Annotated in this window: 11 protein-coding genes; 8 read left to right on the top strand and 3 right to left on the bottom strand. The window is 70.7% G+C overall.

Annotated elements, in window-relative coordinates; translation table 11 throughout:
• Nucleotides 1-2 precede the first annotated feature (2 nt).
• Nucleotides 3-1,529: an HAL/PAL/TAL family ammonia-lyase gene (locus tag AOZ06_RS41550; RefSeq protein ID WP_054294387.1), complete on the bottom strand. Its 1,527-nt coding sequence runs from the start codon at nt 1,527-1,529 to the stop codon at nt 3-5.
• Nucleotides 1,530-1,909: 380 nt separating this feature from the next.
• Here AOZ06_RS41550 and AOZ06_RS41545 point away from each other — a divergent pair, with 380 nt between their 5' ends.
• The 6 genes from AOZ06_RS41545 (at nt 1,910) to AOZ06_RS41525 (ending at nt 10,951) form a co-directional block, all read left to right on the top strand.
• Nucleotides 1,910-3,424, top strand: a complete 1,515-nt coding sequence (locus tag AOZ06_RS41545; protein ID WP_054294386.1) for an argininosuccinate lyase — start codon at nt 1,910-1,912, stop codon at nt 3,422-3,424.
• Complete coding sequence (locus AOZ06_RS41540) at nt 3,421-4,344, top strand: GHMP family kinase ATP-binding protein (RefSeq protein WP_054294385.1); 924 nt, start codon at nt 3,421-3,423, stop codon at nt 4,342-4,344. The genes AOZ06_RS41545 and AOZ06_RS41540 overlap by 4 nt, the downstream gene beginning before the upstream one ends.
• A 2-nt stretch (nt 4,345-4,346) precedes the next feature.
• Nucleotides 4,347-5,387: a PLP-dependent cysteine synthase family protein gene (locus AOZ06_RS60840; protein WP_225953028.1), complete on the top strand. Its 1,041-nt coding sequence runs from the start codon at nt 4,347-4,349 to the stop codon at nt 5,385-5,387.
• Nucleotides 5,384-6,625 (top strand): ATP-grasp domain-containing protein, encoded by a 1,242-nt coding sequence (locus tag AOZ06_RS60835; RefSeq protein ID WP_225953027.1) that lies wholly within the window; start codon nt 5,384-5,386, stop codon nt 6,623-6,625. Before AOZ06_RS60840 ends, AOZ06_RS60835 begins: the two co-directional genes overlap by 4 nt.
• Entirely contained in the window at nt 6,609-7,706 is a 1,098-nt protein-coding gene (locus AOZ06_RS41530; protein ID WP_054294384.1) for a GntG family PLP-dependent aldolase, read from the top strand. Before AOZ06_RS60835 ends, AOZ06_RS41530 begins: the two co-directional genes overlap by 17 nt.
• 107 nt (nt 7,707-7,813) lie before the next feature.
• On the top strand, nt 7,814-10,951 hold the full coding sequence (locus tag AOZ06_RS41525; RefSeq protein ID WP_054294383.1) for a non-ribosomal peptide synthetase: 3,138 nt from the start codon (nt 7,814-7,816) through the stop codon (nt 10,949-10,951).
• A gap of 36 nt (nt 10,952-10,987) precedes the next feature.
• On the opposite strand, the gene AOZ06_RS41520 is transcribed toward AOZ06_RS41525, so the two are convergent.
• On the bottom strand, nt 10,988-11,923 hold the full coding sequence (locus AOZ06_RS41520; RefSeq protein ID WP_083472279.1) for a TauD/TfdA family dioxygenase: 936 nt from the start codon (nt 11,921-11,923) through the stop codon (nt 10,988-10,990).
• On the opposite strand from AOZ06_RS41520, the gene AOZ06_RS41515 reads away from it, so the two are divergent.
• The gene (locus tag AOZ06_RS41515) at nt 11,922-18,353 is read left to right on the top strand and encodes a non-ribosomal peptide synthetase (protein WP_083472278.1); all 6,432 of its coding nucleotides are present in this window, start codon (nt 11,922-11,924) and stop codon (nt 18,351-18,353) included. The two genes, AOZ06_RS41520 and AOZ06_RS41515, sit on opposite strands and share 2 nt — an antisense overlap.
• Nucleotides 18,350-20,116: a non-ribosomal peptide synthetase gene (locus tag AOZ06_RS41510; RefSeq protein ID WP_054294381.1), complete on the top strand. Its 1,767-nt coding sequence runs from the start codon at nt 18,350-18,352 to the stop codon at nt 20,114-20,116. Before AOZ06_RS41515 ends, AOZ06_RS41510 begins: the two co-directional genes overlap by 4 nt.
• On the opposite strand, the gene AOZ06_RS57290 is transcribed toward AOZ06_RS41510, so the two are convergent.
• Entirely contained in the window at nt 20,108-21,808 is a 1,701-nt protein-coding gene (locus AOZ06_RS57290; RefSeq protein WP_169799056.1) for an AfsR/SARP family transcriptional regulator, read from the bottom strand. The genes AOZ06_RS41510 and AOZ06_RS57290 overlap by 9 nt on opposite strands.
• Nucleotides 21,809-21,827: the final 19 nt, after the last annotated feature.

The following is a 21,827-nucleotide window of genomic DNA, read 5'->3' as shown; positions in this document are numbered from 1 at the left end:
GGTCAGGCCAGCTCGGCGAAGAACCGCGGTGCCGACGTGGTGATGAACTCGACGGAACGCTGGATGTCCGTGCTCATCACGCGGTCCTCGGTGAGGAACGGCACGTGCTCGCGGAACGCGTCACACAACGCCTTCGCCGCGGCCGACGGGACGAGTTCCTTGTTCAGCTCGACGGCCTGCACGGCCAGCAGCAGCTCGATGCCCAGGATGGTCCGCAGGTTCTCCACCACGCGTTCCAGCTTGTAGCCGGAGGTACCGCCCATGCTCACCGAGTCCTCCTGCATCTGACAGGTGGGAATGGTGTCCACACTGGCCGGTGTGGACATCACCTTGTTCTCGTTGACCAGGGCGGCGGCGGTGTACTGCGTCACCATGAAACCCGAGTTGCGGCCGGGTGTCTCGACCAGGAAGTCCGGCAGGCCACGGGATCCGGACAGCAGCTGGTACGCGCGGCGCTCGGAGATGGACCCGAGTTCGGTCGCCGCGATGGCCAGGTAGTCGAGCACCATCGCGGTCGACGCGCCGTGCAGGTTGCCGCCGAACAGGATCGCGTCGTCGTCCGGGAAGAACAACGGGTTGTCCGAGACGCTGTTGATCTCCTGCTCCATCACGGTCGACGCGAACCCGAACGTCTGCCGGACGGCGGCGTGCACCTGCGGGATGCACCGGAACGAGTACGGGTCCTGCTGCGACTTGTTCGACGTGGTCAGGTCGTGGTGGTTGCTGCCTTCGATCAGGCCGCGCAGGTTCGCCGCCACCACACCGCGTTCCGGGTGCAGGGACGTCTCGTGGTAGCGCTGGTGGTAGAACGTCCGTGACGTGCTGAACGCCTGCACGCTCAGCGACGCGACGAGGTCGGCGCACCGGACGAGCCGGTCCACTTCCAGCAGCGACTGGACGGCCATGCCGTCGAGGTACTGCACGCCGTTGATCAGCGCCAGGCCGTCCTTGGGCTCCAGGTCGACCGGTGCGATCCCCTCCCGTTCGAGCGCGGGACCGGCCTCCACGACAGTGCCGTTGTCCCACACCGAGCCGAGGCCGATGAGCGGCAGAGCCATGTGCGCCAACGGGGCGAGGTCACCGCTCGCGCCGACGGTGCCGCGTTTGGGGATGGCCGGGATCAGCCCGCTGTTCCAGCAGTCGATCAGCCGCTGCACGGTGCTCAGGCTGATCGCGGTCACGCCCGGCCGGAACGTCAGCAGCTTGATCAGCAGGACCAGCCTGCTCAGCTCCTCGGGGACGAACTCGCCGACGCCGCACGCGTGCGACACGATCAGGCGCCGCTGGTGCTCCTTGATCTCCCCGTTGGTCAGCTTGATCTCGCACAGCGCGCCGAATCCGGTGTTGACGCCGTAGATGTGCAGGTCGTCGGCGAGCTTGGCGTCCAGGAACTTGCTGCCGCGCTCGATGTTCTCGGCGACCGCGGGGTGCAGTTCGAGCACGGGCTTGTCCCGCACGAGCTGCTCCAGCTCGTGGATGGTGTACCGGTGTTCGTCGATGGTGTGGGTGGAACGGGCGGGTGAAGTCATGCTCTCCCCAGTGAGTGACGGCGATCGCCGCGGGGAACCCCCTGCGCGGCAGCGAGATCGGACCGGTGTGGCGTGAATGGTCCACTGTGTCCGCAAGCTAGCCGCGCCAGTCGTGGCCGTCAAGCGAGAGCGTTGGTGTGCAAGAAGTGTTGACGTCACCGCTGCTGGAATGGATTGTGGTCGTGCGCTTTGACCATGAAGCACGATGGGGGACACCATGACGACGTCGATTCCGCTCGCGGACCTCGGCGGAGCGCGGTCACTGCCGCGGATCGCGTGTCTGCGCGACAACGTCCACGCCGCCGCCCTCGGCCGGCCCTCGACCGGGAAGCCGTGTCAGCCGGCGTGAGCCCGTTCATCCAACGGCGAAGGGGACGGCGATGACGGGCGCAGCGAAGCACGCGCTGACCGGCCGGCTCACCGGAGCGGTCGCCCAGGTGCTGGCCGAGGAGGTACTCGAGCCTCAGTTCCGCTACGAGGTCACACACTTGCTGCCCTGGTACGTGTGCGTCGAGAAGGTCCTGCTGGCCGAGTACCGGCGGATGGAGTTGCTGAGCCCCGTTGAGACCGGCGCGATCGCCGAGGCGCTCGACGCGGCCGCCGCCCTGGTGCCGGACCGGGCGGAGAACCTCGCCGACATCTCCTTCGCGCTCGAGCGGTTCGTCGAGGCACGTCTGCCGGCACCGGCCCGCGCGTGGCACGTCGACCGCAGCCGCAACGATCTGCAGGCCACCGCTCAGCTGCTCGCCGCACGCGCGTGGATTCGCGAGCTGGCGGGGAGTCTGCTCGACTGCGCCGAGGCCGCGCACCGGGTCGCGGGTGACTGCGTCGAACTGGTCATGCCCGGCTACACCCACGGCCAGCCCGCGCAGGTCATCTCTCCCGCGTTCTTCCTGTCCGCGCTCACCGAGCAGTTGCTCACCGGCGTGATCCGGCTGGCTCGTTGCCACGACGGTGCCCGCTCGCCGCTGGGCGCCGGGGCGATGGCGGGCCAGGAACTCCCGTGGGAGCGCGAGCGGATGGCAGCTCTGCTCGGATTCCCCGCCGCCGAGCGGCACGCGCTGGTCGCTGTGGCTTCCCGTGGCTGGATGCTCGACCTGGCGGCCGAGTGTTCCAACCTCGGCACCGGGCTGAGCCGGTTCGTCACCGATCTGATGACCTGGTCCTCCGGTGCCCTTCGGCTGGCCGACCTGCCCGACGAGCTCGCCGGGATCTCCTCGGCGATGCCGCAGAAGAAGAACTTCCCCGTTCTGGAGCGCATCCGGGGCAGGCTGGCCCACCTGACGAGCGGCTACCTCGATCTGGTGCTCACCCAGCGCGGCACCTCGTTCAGCAACACGGTGGAAGGCGCGAAGGAAGGCGGGAGCAGGCTTCTGCCCCTGTGCACCGACCTGCGATCCGCGCTCGTGCTGCTCACCACGGTGCTCAACGGGCTGAGCTTCGACACCGGCCGGATGCGCGACGCCTGCGCGTCCGAGTATCTCGGCGGATTCTCGCTGGCGACCTCGCTGACGCTGCACGCCGGAGTGCCCTGGCGTACGGCACAGGTACTCGCCGGCCGCTACATCTCCGCTGTGCTCGCGCAGGGCCGGGCGCCCAGCGAGTACGCCGAGGAGGTGCTGTGCGCTGTCGCGGAGTCCGCCGGGTATCGCGTGCCGGACGCGGGCGAGCTGCTGCGTGCCGCTTTCGACGTGGACCGCGAACTGCGCAGGCGTGCCTCACCGGGCGGCACCGCACCGGATGCCGTGCGTACTCTGCTGCGGGCGCAGGCCGGGGAACTGGCTGAGCAGCGCACGGGCTGGGCCGAGCGCGCCGAGCGGCAGGAATCTGTGGCGCGTCGGGTGGATCGCCTCCTCGCCGAGGACGACACGCCGAGGGCCGGGCAGGTGCGATGAGTGAATCCTTGTCGTGCGGTGCTTTCGTCGGCGTCGAGCGTCGCACTGGCACCGGTACCGCGCCGGGTACCTTCGGTGAGCTGTTGCAGGGCGTGCTGCCCGACGGCCGTCACTTCCTCGTCACGCTGCCGATCACGCGCGGAACGTCCGCCGAGTTCCGCTGGGAGCCGGACACCACCGGGCTGACGGTCGTTCCGGACGACAGGCACAAAGCGGCACGGTTGACCGCGCGCATGTTCGAACGCTTCGCCGCACCAGGAGGAGGCGTTCTCACGCTGCGCAGCGACCTGCTTCCTGGCAAGGGCATGGCAAGCTCATCGGCCGATCTCGTGGCGAGTGCGCGGGCGGTCGGCGACGCACTCGGCATCTCGTTGCGCAGCCGGGACATCGAGGACCTGCTCCGCGGGATCGAGCCGTCCGACGGCGTCATGCACCCGGGCGCGGTGGCGTTCTACCACCGGGAGGTCCGGCTCCGGGAACGCCTGGGCGAGTTGCCACCACTCACCATCGTGGGCATCGACGAGGGCGACGAGATCGACACGATCGCGTTCAACCGGATCACCCACCAGTTTCCCGCATCCGAGCGCGCCGCCTACGCCGCGCTGCTCGACACGCTCGGCGCCGCCGTCCGCGCACGCGACGTGTCCACCATCGGCCAGGTCGCCACCGCCAGTGCGCTGCGCAACCAGCGATTGTGCCCGAAAAGGATGCTGGAGCCGCTCGTCGGCGTCTGCGAGGACGTCGGTGGCGCCGGAATCGCCGCCGCGCACAGCGGAACCGTGCTCGGCATCCTCCTCGACGAACGCGATCCCGCCTACCCCGACAGGCTCGCCGCCGCGGTACGGGCCTGCACCGAACTCGGCACCGTCTCGATCGACCACACCGGCCGCCCGGCCGGTGCGCGAACCGGAAGGGCGTAACGATGCTGCACGGCGATGTCATCGACGCGATCGGCCACACCCCGCTGGTCCGCCTGCGCCTCGGCGCGGACACCGGAGTGCGGGTCTACGCCAAGCTGGAACTGCAGAACCTGTTCGGCATGAAGGACCGGGTCGGCAAACAGGCGATCCTGCACGCCCGCGCAACCGGTGAACTCGCCGATGGCGCGCCGATCGTGGAGAGCTCGTCCGGCACGATGGCACTCGGCGTCGCACTGGTCGGGTCGGCGCTCGGCCACCCGGTGCACATCGTCACCGATCCCCGCATCGACCCGGTGACGCTCGCGAAACTGCGGGCGCTGGGCTGCGCCGTGCACGTGGTGCCGGCGATGACCGCGAACGGCTGGCAGAGCGCCCGGCTGGAGGCGCTGGACACGCTGATGCGCGACCTGCCCGGCGCGTTCTGCCCGCGCCAGTACAGCAATCCGCAGAATCCGCTCGCCTACCGCGCGCTGGCCGCCGAACTGCTCACCGACCTGCCGGACGGTTTCGACGCACTGGTCGGCGCGGTCGGCAGCGGCGGCTCGCTGTGCGGTAGCTCGCGAGCACTGCGGGAGAGCTTGCCGGACCTGCGGGTCGTCGGCGTCGACTGCGTCGGCAGCGCGCTGTTCGGCCAGCCCGACCGGCCCGAGAGGCTCCAAAGTGGACTGGGCAACAGCCTGCTGCCGCCGAATCTCGACCACACCCTGATCGACGAGGTGCACTGGCTCAACGACCACGAGGCGTTCCACGCCGCCGGGGACCTGGCCAGTCAGCAGCAGATCTTCGCGGGCAACACGTCCGGATCGGTCTACCGCGTGCTGTGCCACCTCGCCGCGACAGCCGCGCCCGGCACCCGGGTGGTCGGGATCTTCCCCGACCGGGGCGACCGCTACCACAGCACCGTCTACGCTCCGGAGTTCTGGGCACATCACGGGCTTTCCGGGCTCGCCAGGCAGGCCGAACCGACGCAGGTGCCGCTCGGGACGACGGTCGACGCCTGGTCGTGGTGCTCCCGCGCCGATGTACCGCAGGGCGTGCGTTGACCCCGCAGGTGCTGCTGTTCGTGGAGTCCAACACGACCGGCAGCGGGATGGCCGCCCTGACCGCCGCGCAGGGGCTGGGCAAGCGGCCGGTCCTGCTCACCAGCCGTCCCGGCCGCTACCGGGGACTGGCCGCCACCGGCGCCGGGGTTGTCCTGTGCGACACCAACTCCGCGACCGCCCTGCGTGCGGCCGTTGCCGCGTTCCCGGCCGGTGAACTGGCCGGAATCACCACGACCAGCGAGTTCTACGTGACCGCCGTCGCCGAGCTGGCTGCCCGGCACGGTCTGCCGGGCAATCCCCCGGAGGCGGTCCGCGTCAGCCGTGACAAGGCCGCCGTCCGGCGGGCACTGGCCACGGCGGATCTCCCGCGGTTCGCCGAGGTCGACACCCCGGACGGGATCGCCGGTGCGCTGGCCCACGTCGGCCTGCCGTGCGTGGTCAAGCCCGTGGACGACTCCGGCTCGAACCTGGTCCGGGTGTGTGCCACCGAGGCTGAGGTCCGGGCACAGGTGTCGCGGGTGCTGGCGCGGCAGGTGAACGTGCGCGACCAGCCGGTCGCCGGCCGCGCGCTGGTCGAGCAGTACCTCACCGGCCCGGAGGTCAGCGTCGAGATGTTCGGCTGGGCGGGCGGCACGACGTGCGTCGGGGTCACCGCGAAGCAGCTGACCGGTTTCCCGCACTGCGTCGAGCACCGGCACCTCTACCCGGCCGATCTCGGCGAGGCCGGGACCACCCGCGTCGCCGGGCTGGCCCGCGACGTGCTCGCGGCGACAGGCCTCCGCACCGGGCCGAGCCACATCGAGGCCCGGCTCACTCCCGCCGGGCCCGCGCTCGTGGAGCTCAATCCCCGGCTCGCGGGCGGGATGATCCCGGAACTGGTCCGCCTGGTCGACGGGATCGACCTGCTCGAACAGCAACTGCGGACGTGTCTGGGCGAGCAGCCGCGGCTGCGGGCCGCGCGGGCCGGATGCGCGGGTATCCAGTTCCTCACCGCACCCCGCGCCGGGAGGCTCACCGAGGTGGCCGGGATCGCTGCCGCCGCACGCGTTCCCGGCGTCGTCGAGGTCCGGATCACCGCCCAGGCCGGAGATCCCGTCGCCCCGCCCGACAACGCCTACGGCCGGTTGGGCTTCGTCATCGCTCGCGGCGACGACCACGCCCAGGTCGCGCACGCGCTCGACGCGGCATCCGGCCAGATCACTGTCCGACTGGAGGCTGGTCATGATCGAGCTTCGTAGCGACACGTTCACGCTACCCACTGCGGCGATGCGGCACGCGATGGTCGAGGCCGTGGTCGGTGACGCCTGTTACGGCGAGGACCCGACCGTGCGCGAATTGGAGGAGACCGCTGCCGAACGCGTCGGCAAGCAGGCCGCCTGCCTGATGCCCAGCGGAACGATGGGCAACCTCGCCGCCGTGCTGGCCCACGTGCCCCGCGGGAGCAAGGTCATTGCCGGTGCCGAATCCGACATCTACCTCTACGAGGCGGGCGGAGTGTCGATGTGCGGCGGTGCGCTGCTCGCCCCCGTCCCGCATCTGCCCGACGGGCGGTTCGTGCCCGACGCGCTGGCGGCGGAGTTCCCGGGCGATCCAGACGACCCGCAGTTCGCGCTGCCCGCGTTGCTGTGTGTGGAGAACACCCAGAACCGTTGTGGCGGCGTGGCTCTGCCGTTGGACTACCTTCGTGAGGTACGTGCCTTCGCCGCAGCGCGCGGTGTCGGGGTCCACCTCGACGGCGCCCGGCTTTTCAACGCCGAGGTCGCCTCCGGCGTTCCGGCAGCCGACATCGCCGCCACCGCGGACTCAGTCCAGTTCTGCCTGTCGAAAGGGCTTTCCGCGCCGATCGGGTCGATGGTGGCCGGTTCGGCGGAGTTCGTCACGCGGGTCCGGCGCGTCCGCAAGCTCCTGGGCGGCACCATGCGGCAGGCGGGTGTGGTCGCGGCGGCCGGGCTGATCGCGTTGCGGGAGATGACGGGGCGGCTCGCCGAGGATCACGCGAACGCGCGCAGGCTGGCCGAGCACCTCGCTGACATCGACGGCGTCGACATCGATCCCGGTTCGGTGGGCACGAACATCGTCCTGTTCCGAGTACTCGATGAGCGCCTCACCGCGGCGGAGTTCGTCGCGGCGGCCGGTCGGGCAGGGGTGGCGCTCACCGAATTCGGGCACGGCCGGATCCGCGCGGTCACCCACCGGGGCGTGATCGCCGCGGACATCGACCGAGCGGCGGACGTGCTCGCCACCGTGCTGGCTTTGCCTCGCGGCGGCGAGACCGGGCACGAGGACCCACGTCCCGTACGCGGTGGTGGACAGCAATGACACGTCCGGCGCCGGACGGACCTTCCGAGCCGTCGAGCAGCACGCCGACGGCCCGGAGTGCTCGCCCGCATCGACATCGCACTTCGACATCGGCTGAGAGGTTCAGGGTGAGTACCATTTCGCACGGCCGGATCCCCCGCTGGATCCCGATCGGTGAGGCTCAGGTCAAGGACGTCGCGGAGCACTCGTCCGCGCTACCGGGCAAACTGGCGACCGCGCTGCGCGGGTTCACCGCAGAATCAGGGATCGCCCTGTCCGACGTGCTGCTGGCCGTCCACGTCAAGGTGCTCGCCGCCGTCACCGCCGACCGGTCCGTCCTGACCGGGTACCTGCCCGCCACCGGCCCCGCGGTGACAGTGCACCACGTGGTCACCGACAACACGTGGCGCCAACTGATGACCGACATGTCCACAGTGGAACCAGTGGTCACCGGCCATGCCTGCGAAGCCGTGCTGGACCTGTCCGAGCCGGGTGACACCGGGTTGCCCGAAGGCGTGGCAGTCTCGGTGGCCTACCGCCGGAAAGGCGGGGAACTCACGCTGTCCGTGCGTTTCCGGACCTCCGTGGTGAACGAGGAGTACGCGGCCAGACTGGCGGGCTACCACCGGGCGGCACTGCTGCAACTGCTGGTCAACCCGGACGGCAGGCACCTGACCGCGGCTCTGCTGAGCGACCAGGAACTCCGCACGCAGCTGCACGACATGGCCGGGCCGGTCGAGCCGCTGCCGGGGCCGTTGTTCGTGGAGCTGTTCGAGGACCAGGTCCGGGCACGCCCGGACGACCTCGCCGCCACCCACAACGGCCGCCAGTGGAGTTACGGCGAACTCAACGCGCGGGCCAACAGGATCGCCCACGCGCTGCTGCGCAACGGCCTGACAGCCGAAGAACCGGTCGCAGTGGTGATGGAACGCAACCTGGACTGGATCGCGGCCCTGCTGGGCGTGTTCAAAGCAGGCGGCGTCTACCTGCCGGTCCGGCCCGACTTCCCGGTGGACCGCGTGGCGACGCAGCTGCGTGGCGCCGCGTGCCGCTTCGGCGTCACCGAGTCGGCCAGTGCGCGCACGCTGGAAGGCGCGATCGACGAGCTGGGCGCGGACGGGTTCGTCGTCCTGCCGGTGGAGGCGGAGGCGGGCAGCGCGCACGTCACCAACCCCGGGACACCCATCTTCCCGGACCAGCTCGCCTACATCTACTTCACGTCCGGCTCGACCGGTGCGCCCAAGGGCGCCATGTGCGAGCACGCGGGCATGCTCAACCACCAGTTCATCAAGATCACCGACACCGAACTGGTCCCCGGCGACGTGGTCACCCAGACCGCGTCGCAGTGCTTCGACATCTCGCTGTGGCAGGTGGTCGCGCCGCTGCTGGTCGGCGGGAGCACCCTGATCGTGGACACCGCCGCCCAGCTGGACGTGGCGGGGTTCATCGGCATGCTCGCCGCGGGCGGTGTCGACGTGATCCAGGTGGTGCCGTCGTTCCTGGACGTGATGGTGTCCCACCTCGCCCGCAACCCGTCGTCCCTCGGTGACGTCCGGATGGTGTCGGTGACCGGGGAGGCGCTGAAGATCGACCTGGTGCGGCGGTGGTTCGCCGTCATGCCGGACATCAAGCTGATCAACGCCTACGGTGCCACCGAGGTGCACGACGACACCATGCACGAGGTGCTGCACGGTGTCCCGGCCACCGACTTCGTGTCCGTCGGACGGCCGCAGCGCAACGTCCGCACCTACGTGCTGGACGAATCGTTCCGGCTCGCTCCGCTGGGCACGCCGGGCGAGATCGCCTTCGCGGGTGTGAGCGTCGGCCGCGGCTACATCAACGACGAGGAGCGGACCGCGCTGGCGTTCACCGAGGACCCGTACCACCCCGGCGACCGGGTGTACCGCACGGGTGACTTCGGCCGGTGGCTGCCCGACGGCACGATCGAGTTCCTCGGCAGGCGCGACGAGCAGGTCAAGATCCGCGGCTACCGCGTGGAGATCGGCGAGATCGAGAACAAGCTGCTGCGCATGCCCGAGGTGGACGAGTGCGCGGTGATCGTGGTGGGAACAGCGGACGACACGAAGACTCTCGTGGCCTGGTACACCACATCGGCCACGGTCCTGGCCGAGCAGTTGCGCGACTTCCTCGGCGCGCTGCTGCCGGAGTACATGGTGCCGACGTCCTTCCACCGGCTGCCGTCGCTGCCGTTGACCGAGAACGGCAAGGTGGACAAGAAGTCCCTCACCCGGATGGCCGCGGCGGCCGGGCAGGGCGCGGTGGTCTACGCGGCACCGGTGAGCGACGTCGAACGTCAGCTGGCCGCGGCGTGGGCCGAGGTGCTCAACGTGCCGCTGGAGCGCATCGGCCGCGACGACGAGTTCTTCGACCTGGGCGGCACGTCCCTCGCGGCCGTGCGTCTCATCGTCCAGCTCGACCGGGTCATCTCGCTCAAGCAGCTGATGGCACGCCCGGCGCTCGCCGAGCTGGCCCAGTCCATCTCGGGCGACGACCGCGGCCAGGCGCGTGGCCTGGTCCACAATCTGTCCACTGTGGATGACGCGGTCGCGACCGTCGTGTGCTTCCCGTACGCCGGTGGCAACGCCGTGAACTTCCAGGGCCTCGGCAAGGAACTGGAAGGGCACGGCATCGCGGTCAAGGCCGTCGAGCTGCCGGGCCACGACATCGGCAGGGATGACGAGTCCTTCAAGGACGTTCCCGCCGTGGCCGTCGCGGCCCTCGCCGAGATCGAGGCGACCGTGTCCGGGCCGTTGCTGCTGTGGGGGCACGAAGCGGGAGTGGCTCCCGCGCTGGAAGTCGCGCGTCTGCTGGAGGCAGACGGCCGCCCGCCCCTGGCGGTGTTCGCCGGAGCCGCCGCCGTGTCCCGGCTTCGTGACACGGCCGCGGAGATCGACGCGCTGAGCGACGAGGAACTGGTCACGAGGCTGCGCGAGGACACCTCGTTCACCGGCACGGAGACGTGGCAACCGGAACGCGCAAGCCTGGTCGGCGCGGCATACCGGCACGACCTGCTGTCGGCAGTGCGATACCTGGACGGGCCAGGGCTCGTTCTGTCCACACCGGTGCACGTCGTCCTGGCGGCAGACGACCACGATGCCGCCGGTCACGAGTGGACGGCCCTGGCGACACGGGTCGACACGCACGAAGTGCCCGGCGGTGGCCGCTACTTCGTCCGGACACGGCCCGCGGACGCGGCTGCCGCTGTGATGGCGGCAGTCCGGCCGGTGGCCGCACCGCGCGGATGACAGCGTGATCGGCCCGGGTGCTCCGGGCCGATCAGCTCAGCCGCGAGTCGCGGGGGCGCCCATGCCGACGACGATCTCCCGCTCACCGTCGTACGGTTCCCTGCTGTGCGCCATCCGGACATTGTCGACGATGAGCAGATCGCCGCGCTGCCAGGTGTGCCGCACGGTGTTCTGCTCGTAGACGGCGTTGATCTGGTCCACCATCGCCGGGGTGAGCGGTGTGCCGTCACCGAAGTACGTGGTGAAGGGCAGGCCGTCGCGGCCGAACTCGTCCGTGAGGTATTCCCGGATTCCCGGGTCCATGGTCCACTCGTTGAGGAACGCGATCTGGTTGAACCAGCAGCGTTCACCGGTGACCGGGTGCTTCACGACCGCCTGCCGCCGCTGACGAGTCCGCAGGCCGCCGCTCGCGTCCCACTCGAACTCGATGTCGTTGTCCCGGCAGTACTGTTCGACCTGGGCGCGGTCACCGCCGAACGCCTGCGTCCACGGCGTTCCGAGCAACTCGTTGTAGTTGCGCGTGAGCATCCAGCCGGTCTGCTCGAACCGGGCCACCAGGTCCGGCGGCAACGCGGCCAGCACCTGCCGTGCGTCGGCCAACGCCGTGACACCACCGGTCGTGGGCGGCGTGACGCAGCAGAACGCCATGAGACGCGGGAATTGCAGGGTGTAGCTCAGCTCGTGGTGCATGCACATCGGCTGGTTCTGCGGCCAGTGCGACGACGAGTAGACGCCTGGCGCGTAGGTGTCCCGTGGCGCGAATCCCTCACGCTCGGACAGCGGGGAGGGCAGGACCGCCCGGATCGCCGCGACGGCGCCTGCCCGGTCGCGCACGTCCAGCCCGCTGACCTTGACGGCCCCGGCCTGTTCGACGACGGCGTGCAGCTCGTCGACAGCGGCCGGCAGCCAATCCGGCCGCTGCTGCGCCCCCACCACAGGGATCTCGGCGCTTTCCGTGCGCGGTGCAGACATGCGGGTATCCTCCTCGGACTTCGGTTTGCCACCAGGAAAGCGCATCGGGACACGGCAGGCCCATGCCCGCGCTGTCCCCGGTTTCGGTGACTACGCGGCCGTCGCGTGCGGCACTAGCGTCGTGCTTCGCCGCGCGAACATGGGAGCACGCCTGGTGAACGAACGGTTTCCTCTGTCGGCAGTGCAACAGCGGATGTGGATGGCCGACCAGGTCGAACCCGGCCTGACCGTGATGACGATGGAGTCCCGCTGGGCCGGGCCGCTGCGCACCGACGTCCTGCGGGCGGCGTTGACGGACGTGGTCACCGCGCACGACGCGTTGCGCACGGTGTTCCTCAGCGAGAACGGCGGGCAACCCGGCCAGGTCGTGATGCCACCGGCGCCCTTCGAACTGTCCGAAGAGGACGGGAAGCTGGACCTGTCCGGTCCGCTGGTGCGCGTGCGCGTGATCAGCAACGGCCCGGAAGACCACGTGCTGCGGCTCAGCGTGCACCACATCGTGTTCGACGGCTGGTCGGCCCAGTTGCTGCACCACGATCTCGTCACGTGCTACGACGCCCGCGCACGAGGCGAGACGCCCACGCTCCCAGTGCCCGCGGCCCGGCTGGGCGAACACGCGCTCTGGGAGGAGGAAGCCGACTCCCGCGGCGCCTTCCAGGACCAGTACGAGCAGTGGGAACAGCGTCTGAAGAACGCGCCCGCGGTCCTGGAGCTGCCCACTGACTTCCCGCGGCCGGTGGAACGGCGTCACGAAGTCGGCGTGCACACCTTCGCCGTGACCGGCGAGGACTACCGGCTGATCACGGCGGTCCGCGCGGCGACCGGCGCCACGCCGAGCGCGATCGCGCTGTCGGCGTTCGCGGCCGTGCTCGGCCGGTACACCGGCAGCCGCGACCTGCTCGTCGGGATGCCCGTGTGGGGCCGGACGAGGCCCGAGGTCGAGAACGTCGTGGGCTGCTTCATCAACACCGTCCCGGTACGGGTCGAACCGGATCCGGCCGCGTCGTTCGGCGCGCTGCTGCACCAGGTCCAGGACGAACTGCTCTTCGTCATGTCCTACCAGGACATCGCGGTCGACCGGCTGATCGAGCGGATCCGGCCGGAACGCAGGCCCGGCTACCAGCCGCTGATCCAGGTGATGTTCACGTTCGAGGAACTGCGCCGGGAGCCGCTGCGCGCGGGCGGCTGCGAGGTGCACCCGCTGGTGGAGATCCCCGCCGGGCACACCGAGTTCGACCTGGACCTGACCGTGACCGACCGCGGCGACGAACTGTCTTTCACCCTGCGCTACGCGACCGACCTGTTCGAGCCGATCACCGCACAGCGATTCGCCGAGCAGTACCGTGCCGTGCTCGGCAACGCCTGTGCCACACCCGATGCGCCGCTGCGTGACGTGACCGTGCTCCCACCCCGCCAGCGCCGCCTGCTGACCGAGGTCCTCGCCCGGGGACCGCAACGCCCGCTGCCGGAGTCGACGCTGCACGAGCAGTTCGAACAGCAGGTCGCGTCGAGCCCCACGGCGGTCGCGCTGACCGAGGGCGACCGGCGACTGACCTTCGACGACGTCAACCGCCGCGCGAACCGGCTGGCGCACCACCTGATCGGCCTCGGTGTGCGGCCCGACGACGGCGTCGCGGTCGTTCTGCCGCAAGGCATCGACATGGTGATCGCGTTGTTCGGCGCGCTCAAGGCCGGTGCGGCGTTCGTCCCGCTCGATCCCGCGCAGCCGGACGACCGGCTGACCGGCGTCATCCGGCGGGCCGGGATCGAGGCCGTGATCGCCACCGCCGCCGACGCGGCCCGCTTCGAGCGTGTCGTGGCCGTCGACGAGCCGTTGCCGGGCGACCTGCCGGACACCAACCCGGTCACCGCGGCGGGCCCGGACCACCTCGCCTACATCTTCCACACCTCGGGTTCGACCGGCGTGCCCAAGGGTGCGATGACGTCGCACAGGTCCGCGCTCGCGTTCACCGCGGCGGCGATCGAGGCGTACCGGATGACCCCGGACGACCGGTTCCTCCAGCTGGCCGCGGTCACGTTCGACGTCGTGGTCGAGGAAGTCTTCCCCGTGCTGCTGGCGGGCGGCACGCTCGTCCTGCCCGCCCGGTCCCTGGCCACGCTGACCCCGGACGACCTCGTCGAGCTGATCGCCGAGCAGCAGGTGACGGTGTGCGAGCTGACACCGGTGTACTGGCACGAGCTCGTGCAACGGCTGTCCGGTACCGGCGGTGTCCTGCCGGACTGCTTCCGGTTGTTGCTGATGGGCGGTGAACGCCCGGTTCCGGAGACACTGCGGGCCTGGCGTGGCCTCGGCGTGCCGCTGATCCACGTCTACGGCCTGACCGAGACCGCCGTGACCACCACCGTGCACGAGGACGACGATCGGCTGCCCACGCTGCCGATCGGCAAACCCGTTGCCAACGCCCAGGTCTACCTCCTGGACGACGACTTCGAACCGGTCGCCGCCGGTGTGCCGGGGGAGCTGTACATCGGCGGTCCCGGTGTCGGCCGCGGCTACGTCGCCCGGCCGGACCTGACGGCCGAGCGGTTCGTGCCGGACCCGTTCGCCGCGGCACCCGGCGAACGCCTGTACCGGACGGGCGACCTGGCCAAGTGGACCACGCGCGGCGACATCGAGTTCCTCGGCCGGATCGACCAGCAGGTCAAGATCCGCGGCCACCGCGTCGAGCCGGGCGAGATCGAGTCGGTGCTCGAGCAGCACCCGGCGGTCCGGCAGGCGTTCGTCACGGTTGTCCCGCACCAGAACGGCGACCTGCTCGCCGCGTACGTCGTGTGCCGCACCGACATCGATCCGGCGGATGTCGACACAGCCGAGTTGCGGCGGCACGCGGCCACACAACTGCCCGCCTATCTGGTGCCGAACGCGTTCAACGTGCTCGACCATCTTCCGCGCACCACGCACGGCAAGACCGACGTGGCCGCGCTGCCGCCGCCGCAGCTCCTCATTCGCTCCACAGTGGACGAACCGATGACCGGTGCGGAACAGGCGCTCGCCGCGGTGTGGGCCGAGGTGCTCGAGATCGACGCGGTCGGCCCGGACGACGACTTCTTCCAGCTGGGCGGGCATTCCCTGCTGGGGTTCCGGCTGACCGCGCGGATCGGCGACGAGTTCGGGATCCAGCTGCCGCTCGCCGAGTTCTACCGGGCACCCACGGTCCGCGCCATGGCCGAACGCCTCGGCCATGCCACAGCCCAGTACGACGGGCCTGTCGCAGGCAGCCGTACCGGCGTGCCCGTGCCGATGTCGTCGGTGCAGGAGCGGATGTGGTTCGCCGAGCAGCTCGCGCCGGACAGCGGCACGTACAACGTCGCGCTGGAAATGCAGTGGACCGGCCCGCTGAGCGTGACCGCGCTGGGCACGGCACTCAGCCACGTGGTGGCCAGGCACGAGGCGTTGCGCACCGTGTTCCGCGGCGAGCAAGGCGCACCACCGCACCAAGTCGTCCTTCCCGCGGCCGAAGTCCCCCTGTCCTATGTGGATGCCCGTGGCGACGGCGACCGCCGCCTGCGGGAAGCGGTCCAGCGAGCCGGCGAACGCAGGTTCGACCTCGGCGAGCCGCTGCTGCGGGCGGAGCTCGTCCGGACCGGCGACGACGAGCACACACTCGTGATCTCCGTGCACCACATCGTGTTCGACGGCTGGTCGGCGACGGTGTTCCACCGCGAACTCGCGGCGTACTACGAAGCCGAGGTGCGCGCGGGCACAGCCGACCTGCCCGCGTTGCCCGTCCAGGTCGGCGACCACGCGGTGTGGGAACGATCCGCCGCGCACCAGGCCGCGATCGCCGGGCAGGCCGAGTACTGGGCCGGTCACCTCGCCGACGCCCCGGCCGTGCTGGAGCTCGTCGCCGACCACCCCAGGAAGTCCACTCGCGACAGCGTCGCGGGCGTGGAAGCCTTCAGTGTCAACGGTCAGCGCTACCGGGACCTGATCGAGCTGCGCGACACCGGCGGCCACGGCCCGAACGTGGTCGCGCTCGCCGTGCTCGCGGGCGTGCTGGCCCGCCAGACCGGCGCGGACGACATGCTGATCGGCATGCCCGTCCTCGGCCGGACCAGGCCCGAGGTGCAGAACCTCATCGGGTGCTTCATCAACACCGTCGCACTGCGCGTTCGGCCGCTGCCGCGGCAGCCGTTCCACTCGCTGCTGGAGCAGACCCGTGCCGAGGTGCTGGCGGCGCTGGCCAACCAGGACTTCGCCTTCGACCAGGTGGTCGACCGGCTCAAACCGGAACGCGTCCCCGGCCGCCACCCGCTCGTGCAGGTGCTGTTCAGCTACGAGCACGCGACGAGGACACCGACGACCGCGGGCGACGTCACCGTGACGACACTGCCGGAGAGCACCGCGACGGCATCGGAGTTCGAACTCGACGTGACCGTGCTGGACTTCGGTGACGAACTGTCGATCACCATCCAGTACGACCAGGCGTTGTTCGAACCGGTCACCGTGCGGCGCCTGGCCGAGCAGTTCGGCACGCTGCTGGACGCCGCCACGGCGAACCCCGGCACGCCCCTGCGGGACCTGCCTGTGCTGCCGCCGCACCAGGTCGCCCAGCTCACCGGCGAGTTCGCCAGGGGCAAGGCAGTGCCGCTGAACGGCACCGCGCACCACATGTTCGAGGCGGTGGTGGCGCGTGATCCCGGCCGGGTCGCCGTGGTCCACCAGGACCGGGCGGTGACCTACGGCGAGCTCAACCGGAAAGCCAACCAGCTGGCCCACCACCTGATCAGCATCGGCGTCCGGCCCGAAGACCGCGTCGGTGTCGCACTGACCAGGTCCGTCGAGCAGGTCGTTGCCCTGTTCGCCGTGCTCAAGTCCGGCGCCGCGTTCGTCCCGCTGGACCCGGCGCACCCGTCGGACCGCCTGCTCGACATTTCCGGCCGCTGCTCGACCGTGGCCACTGTGGTCAGCCGAGCCGACAGCGCCACCTTCGCCGGACGCGGCCACGTGGTGCTTGCCGACGAACCACTGCCCGGCGACCCGCCCGGCGACAACCCGCCCGGGCAGGTCGTGCCGGACCACCTCGCGTACGTGATCTCCACGTCCGGGTCGACCGGGCGGCCCAAGGCCGGGATGACCACCCACCTGGGCCTGCTGTCGTTCGTCGTCGCGGCGATCGAGGAGTACGGGCTCGGCCAGGACGACCGGTTCACCCAGCTGGCGCCGGTCGCGTTCGACGTGATGATCGAGGAGGTCTTCCCGGTGCTGCTGGCGGGCGGCACGCTCGTGCTGGCACCCCGCGACCTGTCCCGGATCGAGCCCGCCGAGCTGCTGGACCTGTTCGCCGAGCACCAGGTGACCAAGTGCGAGCTCATCCCCGCCTACTGGCACGAGCTGACCAACCACATGCACGACTCCGGGCAGCGCCTGCCGGAAAGCTTCCGGCTGATGATCATCGGCGGGGACCGGCACGCACCGGAGGCATGGCAGATGTGGCGGCGGATGGGGCTGCCGCTGCTGAACACCTACGGCCCGTCCGAGACGTCGATCACCAACTGCTCGCACCTCGACCGGCCGGACGCACCGGCCCGCCGCGCGCTGCCGATGGGCCGCCCGTGGCCCAACAACCAGATCTACCTGCTGGACGAGCGGTTCGACCTGGCCGGTGCCGGCGCGGTCGGCGAGCTGTTCATCGGCGGGCCCGGCGTCGGCCGCGGCTACCTGGGCGACCCCGCGCTGACCGCACGCCAGTTCGTGCCCAACCCGTTCGCGCGGACACCAGGCGAACGGATGTACCGGACAGGGGACCTGGGCAGGTGGTCGGCCGACGGCACGATCGAGTTCGTGTCCCGCGCCGACCGGCAGATCAAGATCCGCGGCCACCGGATCGAACCGGGCGAGGTCGAAGCCGTGCTCGAACGGCACCCGGCGGTCAAACACGCCTACGTCGTCGCGGTGCGCAACCAGTACCTCGTGGCGTACGTCGTGGCCGACGGGGACATCGGCGAACTGGACAAGCACGCGGCTTCGCTGCTGCCCGGCTACCTGATGCCCGCCGCGTTCGTCGAGCTGGACCGGCCGCCGCTGACACCGAACGGCAAGATCGACACCAGTGCGCTGCCCGAACCGGCGCTGAGCCACTCCCGCGCGCCGAGCAGGCCGATGAGCGACACCGAGCACCGGCTGGCCGCGATCTGGGCCGAGGTCCTGCGCATCGACCAGGCCGGCCCGGACGACGACTTCTTCCGCGTCGGCGGGCACTCCCTGCTGAGCTATCGGCTGACCACCCGGGTCCGCGAGGAGTTCGGCGTGCCGTTCACGCTCGCCGACTTCTTCTCCGCGACCACCGTGAGCGCGATGGCGCACCTGCTGGACGACCGGCTGGCCGCACCCGCTGCCGCCGACCGGGTCAGTGCCGCCGAAAGCATCGAGGACATCCTCGCCGCGGTCGAAAAGGAGCTGCGTTGAGCGACAACCGCACGCTGCACGGACTCGTCGCCCAGTGGGCGAGCCGCCAACCCGGGCAGATCGCCATCGAGTACGGCACCGCACGAGTCGGCTACGGCGAGCTGGCGCGGCGGATGCGCGCCGCCGCGGCCTGGTTCGAGCCGGACCAGGTGGTCGCGGTGCTGCTCGGCGACAGCCCGGCCACAGTGTCCACATTGCTCGGTGTGCTGGCCGCGGGCAGCTCGTTCGTCTGCGTGGACCCGGACAGCCCGCCGCAGCGGGTCCGGGCGGTGCTGGCCGAGGCGCGGTGCCGGACCGCCGTCGTCTCACCGACCGGCCACCAGCTCACCAGTGTGCTGCGGGACCTCGGCGTCGACCTGGTGCTGTGCGAACCGGACGGCACGCTGACCGGCTCGGCACCGCCCGACCGGGCACTTCCCGAGGTCGACCCGGCCGCGACCGCGTACGTGGCGTACACCTCCGGCAGCACCGGCCGCCCCAAGGGCGTCGTCCAGTCGCACCGCACGTTCCTGGCGTTCCTCGACTGGCAGAGCGAGGCGTTCGACCTGCGGCCCGGCCGCAAGATGGCCCACTGGGCCACGACCACCTACGACGCCTCTTACTGCGAGATCTTCGGCGCCTTGTGTTACGGCGCAACGCTGTGGATGGCGCCCAGGTCGTTGCGCCACGACCCGTTCGCGCTGCTCGAACAACTGGCTGCGGCGGGCGTGCACGTCCTGCAGACCGTGCCCAGCTTCCTGCGGCAGGTGCTGGCCGAGGCACAACCCGGTTCGCTGCCCGCGTTGACGCACGTGTTCGCCGCCGGGGAAGTGCTCACCCCCGACCTGGCCGCACGGTGCCGCGCCACCTTCCCCCACGCGGCGCTGACCAACCTCTACGGTCCTACTGAGACAGTGCTGGCCACGTACCACCGCGTCGAGGCGGCCGACCTCGACCGGCCCGCGATCCCCTTGGGCGTCCCGATCGACGGCTGCCGCGTCCTGCTCCTGGACGCCGGCCACCGGCCCGTTCCCGACGGCGAGGTGGGCGAGGTCTACCTGGTGTCGGAGTCCATGGCAGACGGCTACCTGGCGCAACCGGCGCCGACCGCCGCGAGTTTCCTGCCGGTGCCGGGCGAGCCGGGCAGCCGGATGTACCGCACCGGCGACCAGGCCCGCCGCGACCACGACGGCACGCTGCTGTTCGCGGGCCGCACCGACGGGCAGATCAAGATCCGGGGCATGCGGGTGGAGACCGGGGAGATCGAAACCGTCCTGTTCGGACACCCGGCCGTCGGCCACTGCGCGGTCCGGCCACGCGGTGAGGGCGAATCGCTGCGGCTGGAGGCGCACGTGGTCGCGCGAGGTGAACTCACCGCGGAGCAGGTGCGTGCATACCTGTCCCAGCGGCTGCCGAAGCACATGGTGCCCACGCGCTACCGGTTCACCGACCAGCTGCCGCTCACCCGTACCGGGAAGACCGACCGCGGCGCGCTGCCCGAGATCACCGCCAGGACAACGGCCGAACCGCCACGACCGCACCAGGACAGCACCGAAGCCAAGGTGGCCGGCCTGTGGCGCGACCTGCTCGGCGTGCCCGCGGTGACCGCCGCCGACGACTTCTTCCAGCTGGGTGGCCAGTCGATGGACGCGATGCGGCTGGCCAACCGCGTGTGGTCGGCGTTCTCGGTGCGGGTGCCGTACCGCGCGGTGTTCGACGCACGGACCCTGACGGACTACACGCGGGTGGTCCGCGACGCACAGGCCACGGCACCGTCAGGTTGACGCCTTCGCGTGCAGCGCGTGCCACACCAGCGGATCCAGCAGATAGCGGTCAGCCGTTCCCTGCAGGACCAGATGCGAGTTCTCCAGATGTCTCAGCTTCCGCCGGACACGCGGCGGTGTCTCGCCCAGCAACGCACACGCGGTGCCGAGCGAGAACTCCGTCGCAGGCCACGACGCGAACGCGGTGAGCGCGGCGAGACTGTCCTGATCCAGCGACTCGAACGTGCACGCCAGCACCGCGCGCATGTCAGCCGACTGCTCGCCGAGATCGAGCGCGTCCAGCGGCGCGGCCAGCATCTCCGCCGCCAGCGCGGGCAACGAGTACTCGGCGGCCCGCGCCGCGATGATGCTCAACGCGAGAGGAAGGCCCCGGCAGTGCTCGATCAGCGCGTCCACCGCCGCCGGGTCCGCCGCGAGCGCGGCATGGCCGAGATGCCGGGCCAGCAACGCCCGCGAATCGGCGGCGGACATCGGCCGGACGTCCACCGACAACACGCCCTGCGTGGTCACCAGGCCAGGCAACCGGTTGCGGCTGGTCAACAGCACCACCGACGCCGTGCCACCGGGCAGCAGCGGGGCGACCTGGCTGCTGTCACGCGCGTTGTCCAGCACCACGAGCATGCGGCGATCAGCCACGGCGTCGCGGTACAGCGCGATCTTCGCGTCCAGGCTCGCGGGCGCGTGGTCCTCCCGCAGGCCTTCCAGCAGCAGGCTCACCGCCTGCAACGTGGTCAACGTCGGCGAGTCGTCGAAACCGTGCAGGTTCACGTACAGGATGCCGTCCGGGAACTGGCCGCGGTGCGCGTTGGCCCACTGCACCGCGAGCCACGTCTTGCCCACACCGCCGGGGCCGGTCAGCATGACCTGCCCGTGCTGGTACATCGCCTCGGCGATCGTGCCCAGCTCGGCGGACCGGCCGGTGAACGCACGCGGCGCGTCCGGCAACTGGCTGGGGGTGTGCGACCGCGTCGGCGGGCGAAGCAGCCGCTGGCGGATTTCGCGCAGTTCGGCGCTCGGGTCGACACCGAGCTCGTCGACCAGCCGCGTGCGGACCAGGTCGTAGCGTTGCACGGCGTCCGCCTGCCGCCCGCAGCGGTGCAGCGCGAGGATGAGCTGCCCGGCCAGCCGTTCGTCGAGCGGATGCGCCTCGGCCATCAACCTCAGCTGGGGCAACAACTGCGCGTGCTGCTGGTCCCGCAGCCGCGCGTCGTGGTCGTCCAGCCGGGCCGCGTGCAGCTCGGCGGTCAACGACTGCCGCAGGCCGTCGAACCACGGACTCTCCACCCCGGAGAACGGCGTGCCGCGCCACAGCTCGAAAGCAGTGGCACGCAGGCGCAACGCGTCCTTGTCGTCGGCTTCCGACGCGTACCGCAGCAACTCGTGGAACACGTGCAAGTCGACCTCGAGCGGCGGCACCCGTACGACGTACCCGCCGCTGTCGCGTTCGATCGCGGGCCCGTCCGGAAGGGCCGCGCGCAGCCGGGACAGGTAGCTGCGCAACGTGTCCTGCGCGCGTGCCGGTCGATGCGGGCCCCACACCTGCTCCGCCAGCACGTCCGGCAGGATCGGGCGATTGGCGTGGACGAGCAGTGCGGCGAAGACCGCCCTGCGCATCGCAGGCCCGAGATCAGCCCGGCCGCCGCCGTCCCCCTGCGCCTCGATGGTCCCGAGCAACCGGAATCGAACACCCATCGTCACCCCCGGTTTCCTG

The organism is Kibdelosporangium phytohabitans, from assembly GCF_001302585.1.
In the GTDB taxonomy this organism is placed as follows: Bacteria; Actinomycetota; Actinomycetes; order Mycobacteriales; family Pseudonocardiaceae; genus Kibdelosporangium; species Kibdelosporangium phytohabitans.
This window is presented reverse-complemented; position numbering and strand designations above follow the sequence as displayed.

Coding starts and splice junctions, on each gene's coding strand:
- AOZ06_RS41515 (WP_083472278.1), top strand. CDS start 11,922: ATGCGGGTATCCTCCTCGGACTTCGGTTTGCCACCAGGAAAGCGCATC.
- AOZ06_RS41520 (WP_083472279.1), bottom strand. CDS start 11,923: ATGTCTGCACCGCGCACGGAAAGCGCCGAGATCCCTGTGGTGGGGGCG.
- AOZ06_RS41540 (WP_054294385.1), top strand. CDS start 3,421: ATGAGTGAATCCTTGTCGTGCGGTGCTTTCGTCGGCGTCGAGCGTCGC.
- AOZ06_RS41545 (WP_054294386.1), top strand. CDS start 1,910: ATGACGGGCGCAGCGAAGCACGCGCTGACCGGCCGGCTCACCGGAGCG.
- AOZ06_RS60840 (WP_225953028.1), top strand. CDS start 4,347: ATGCTGCACGGCGATGTCATCGACGCGATCGGCCACACCCCGCTGGTC.
- AOZ06_RS41550 (WP_054294387.1), bottom strand. CDS start 1,529: ATGACTTCACCCGCCCGTTCCACCCACACCATCGACGAACACCGGTAC.
- AOZ06_RS41530 (WP_054294384.1), top strand. CDS start 6,609: ATGATCGAGCTTCGTAGCGACACGTTCACGCTACCCACTGCGGCGATG.
- AOZ06_RS57290 (WP_169799056.1), bottom strand. CDS start 21,808: ATGGGTGTTCGATTCCGGTTGCTCGGGACCATCGAGGCGCAGGGGGAC.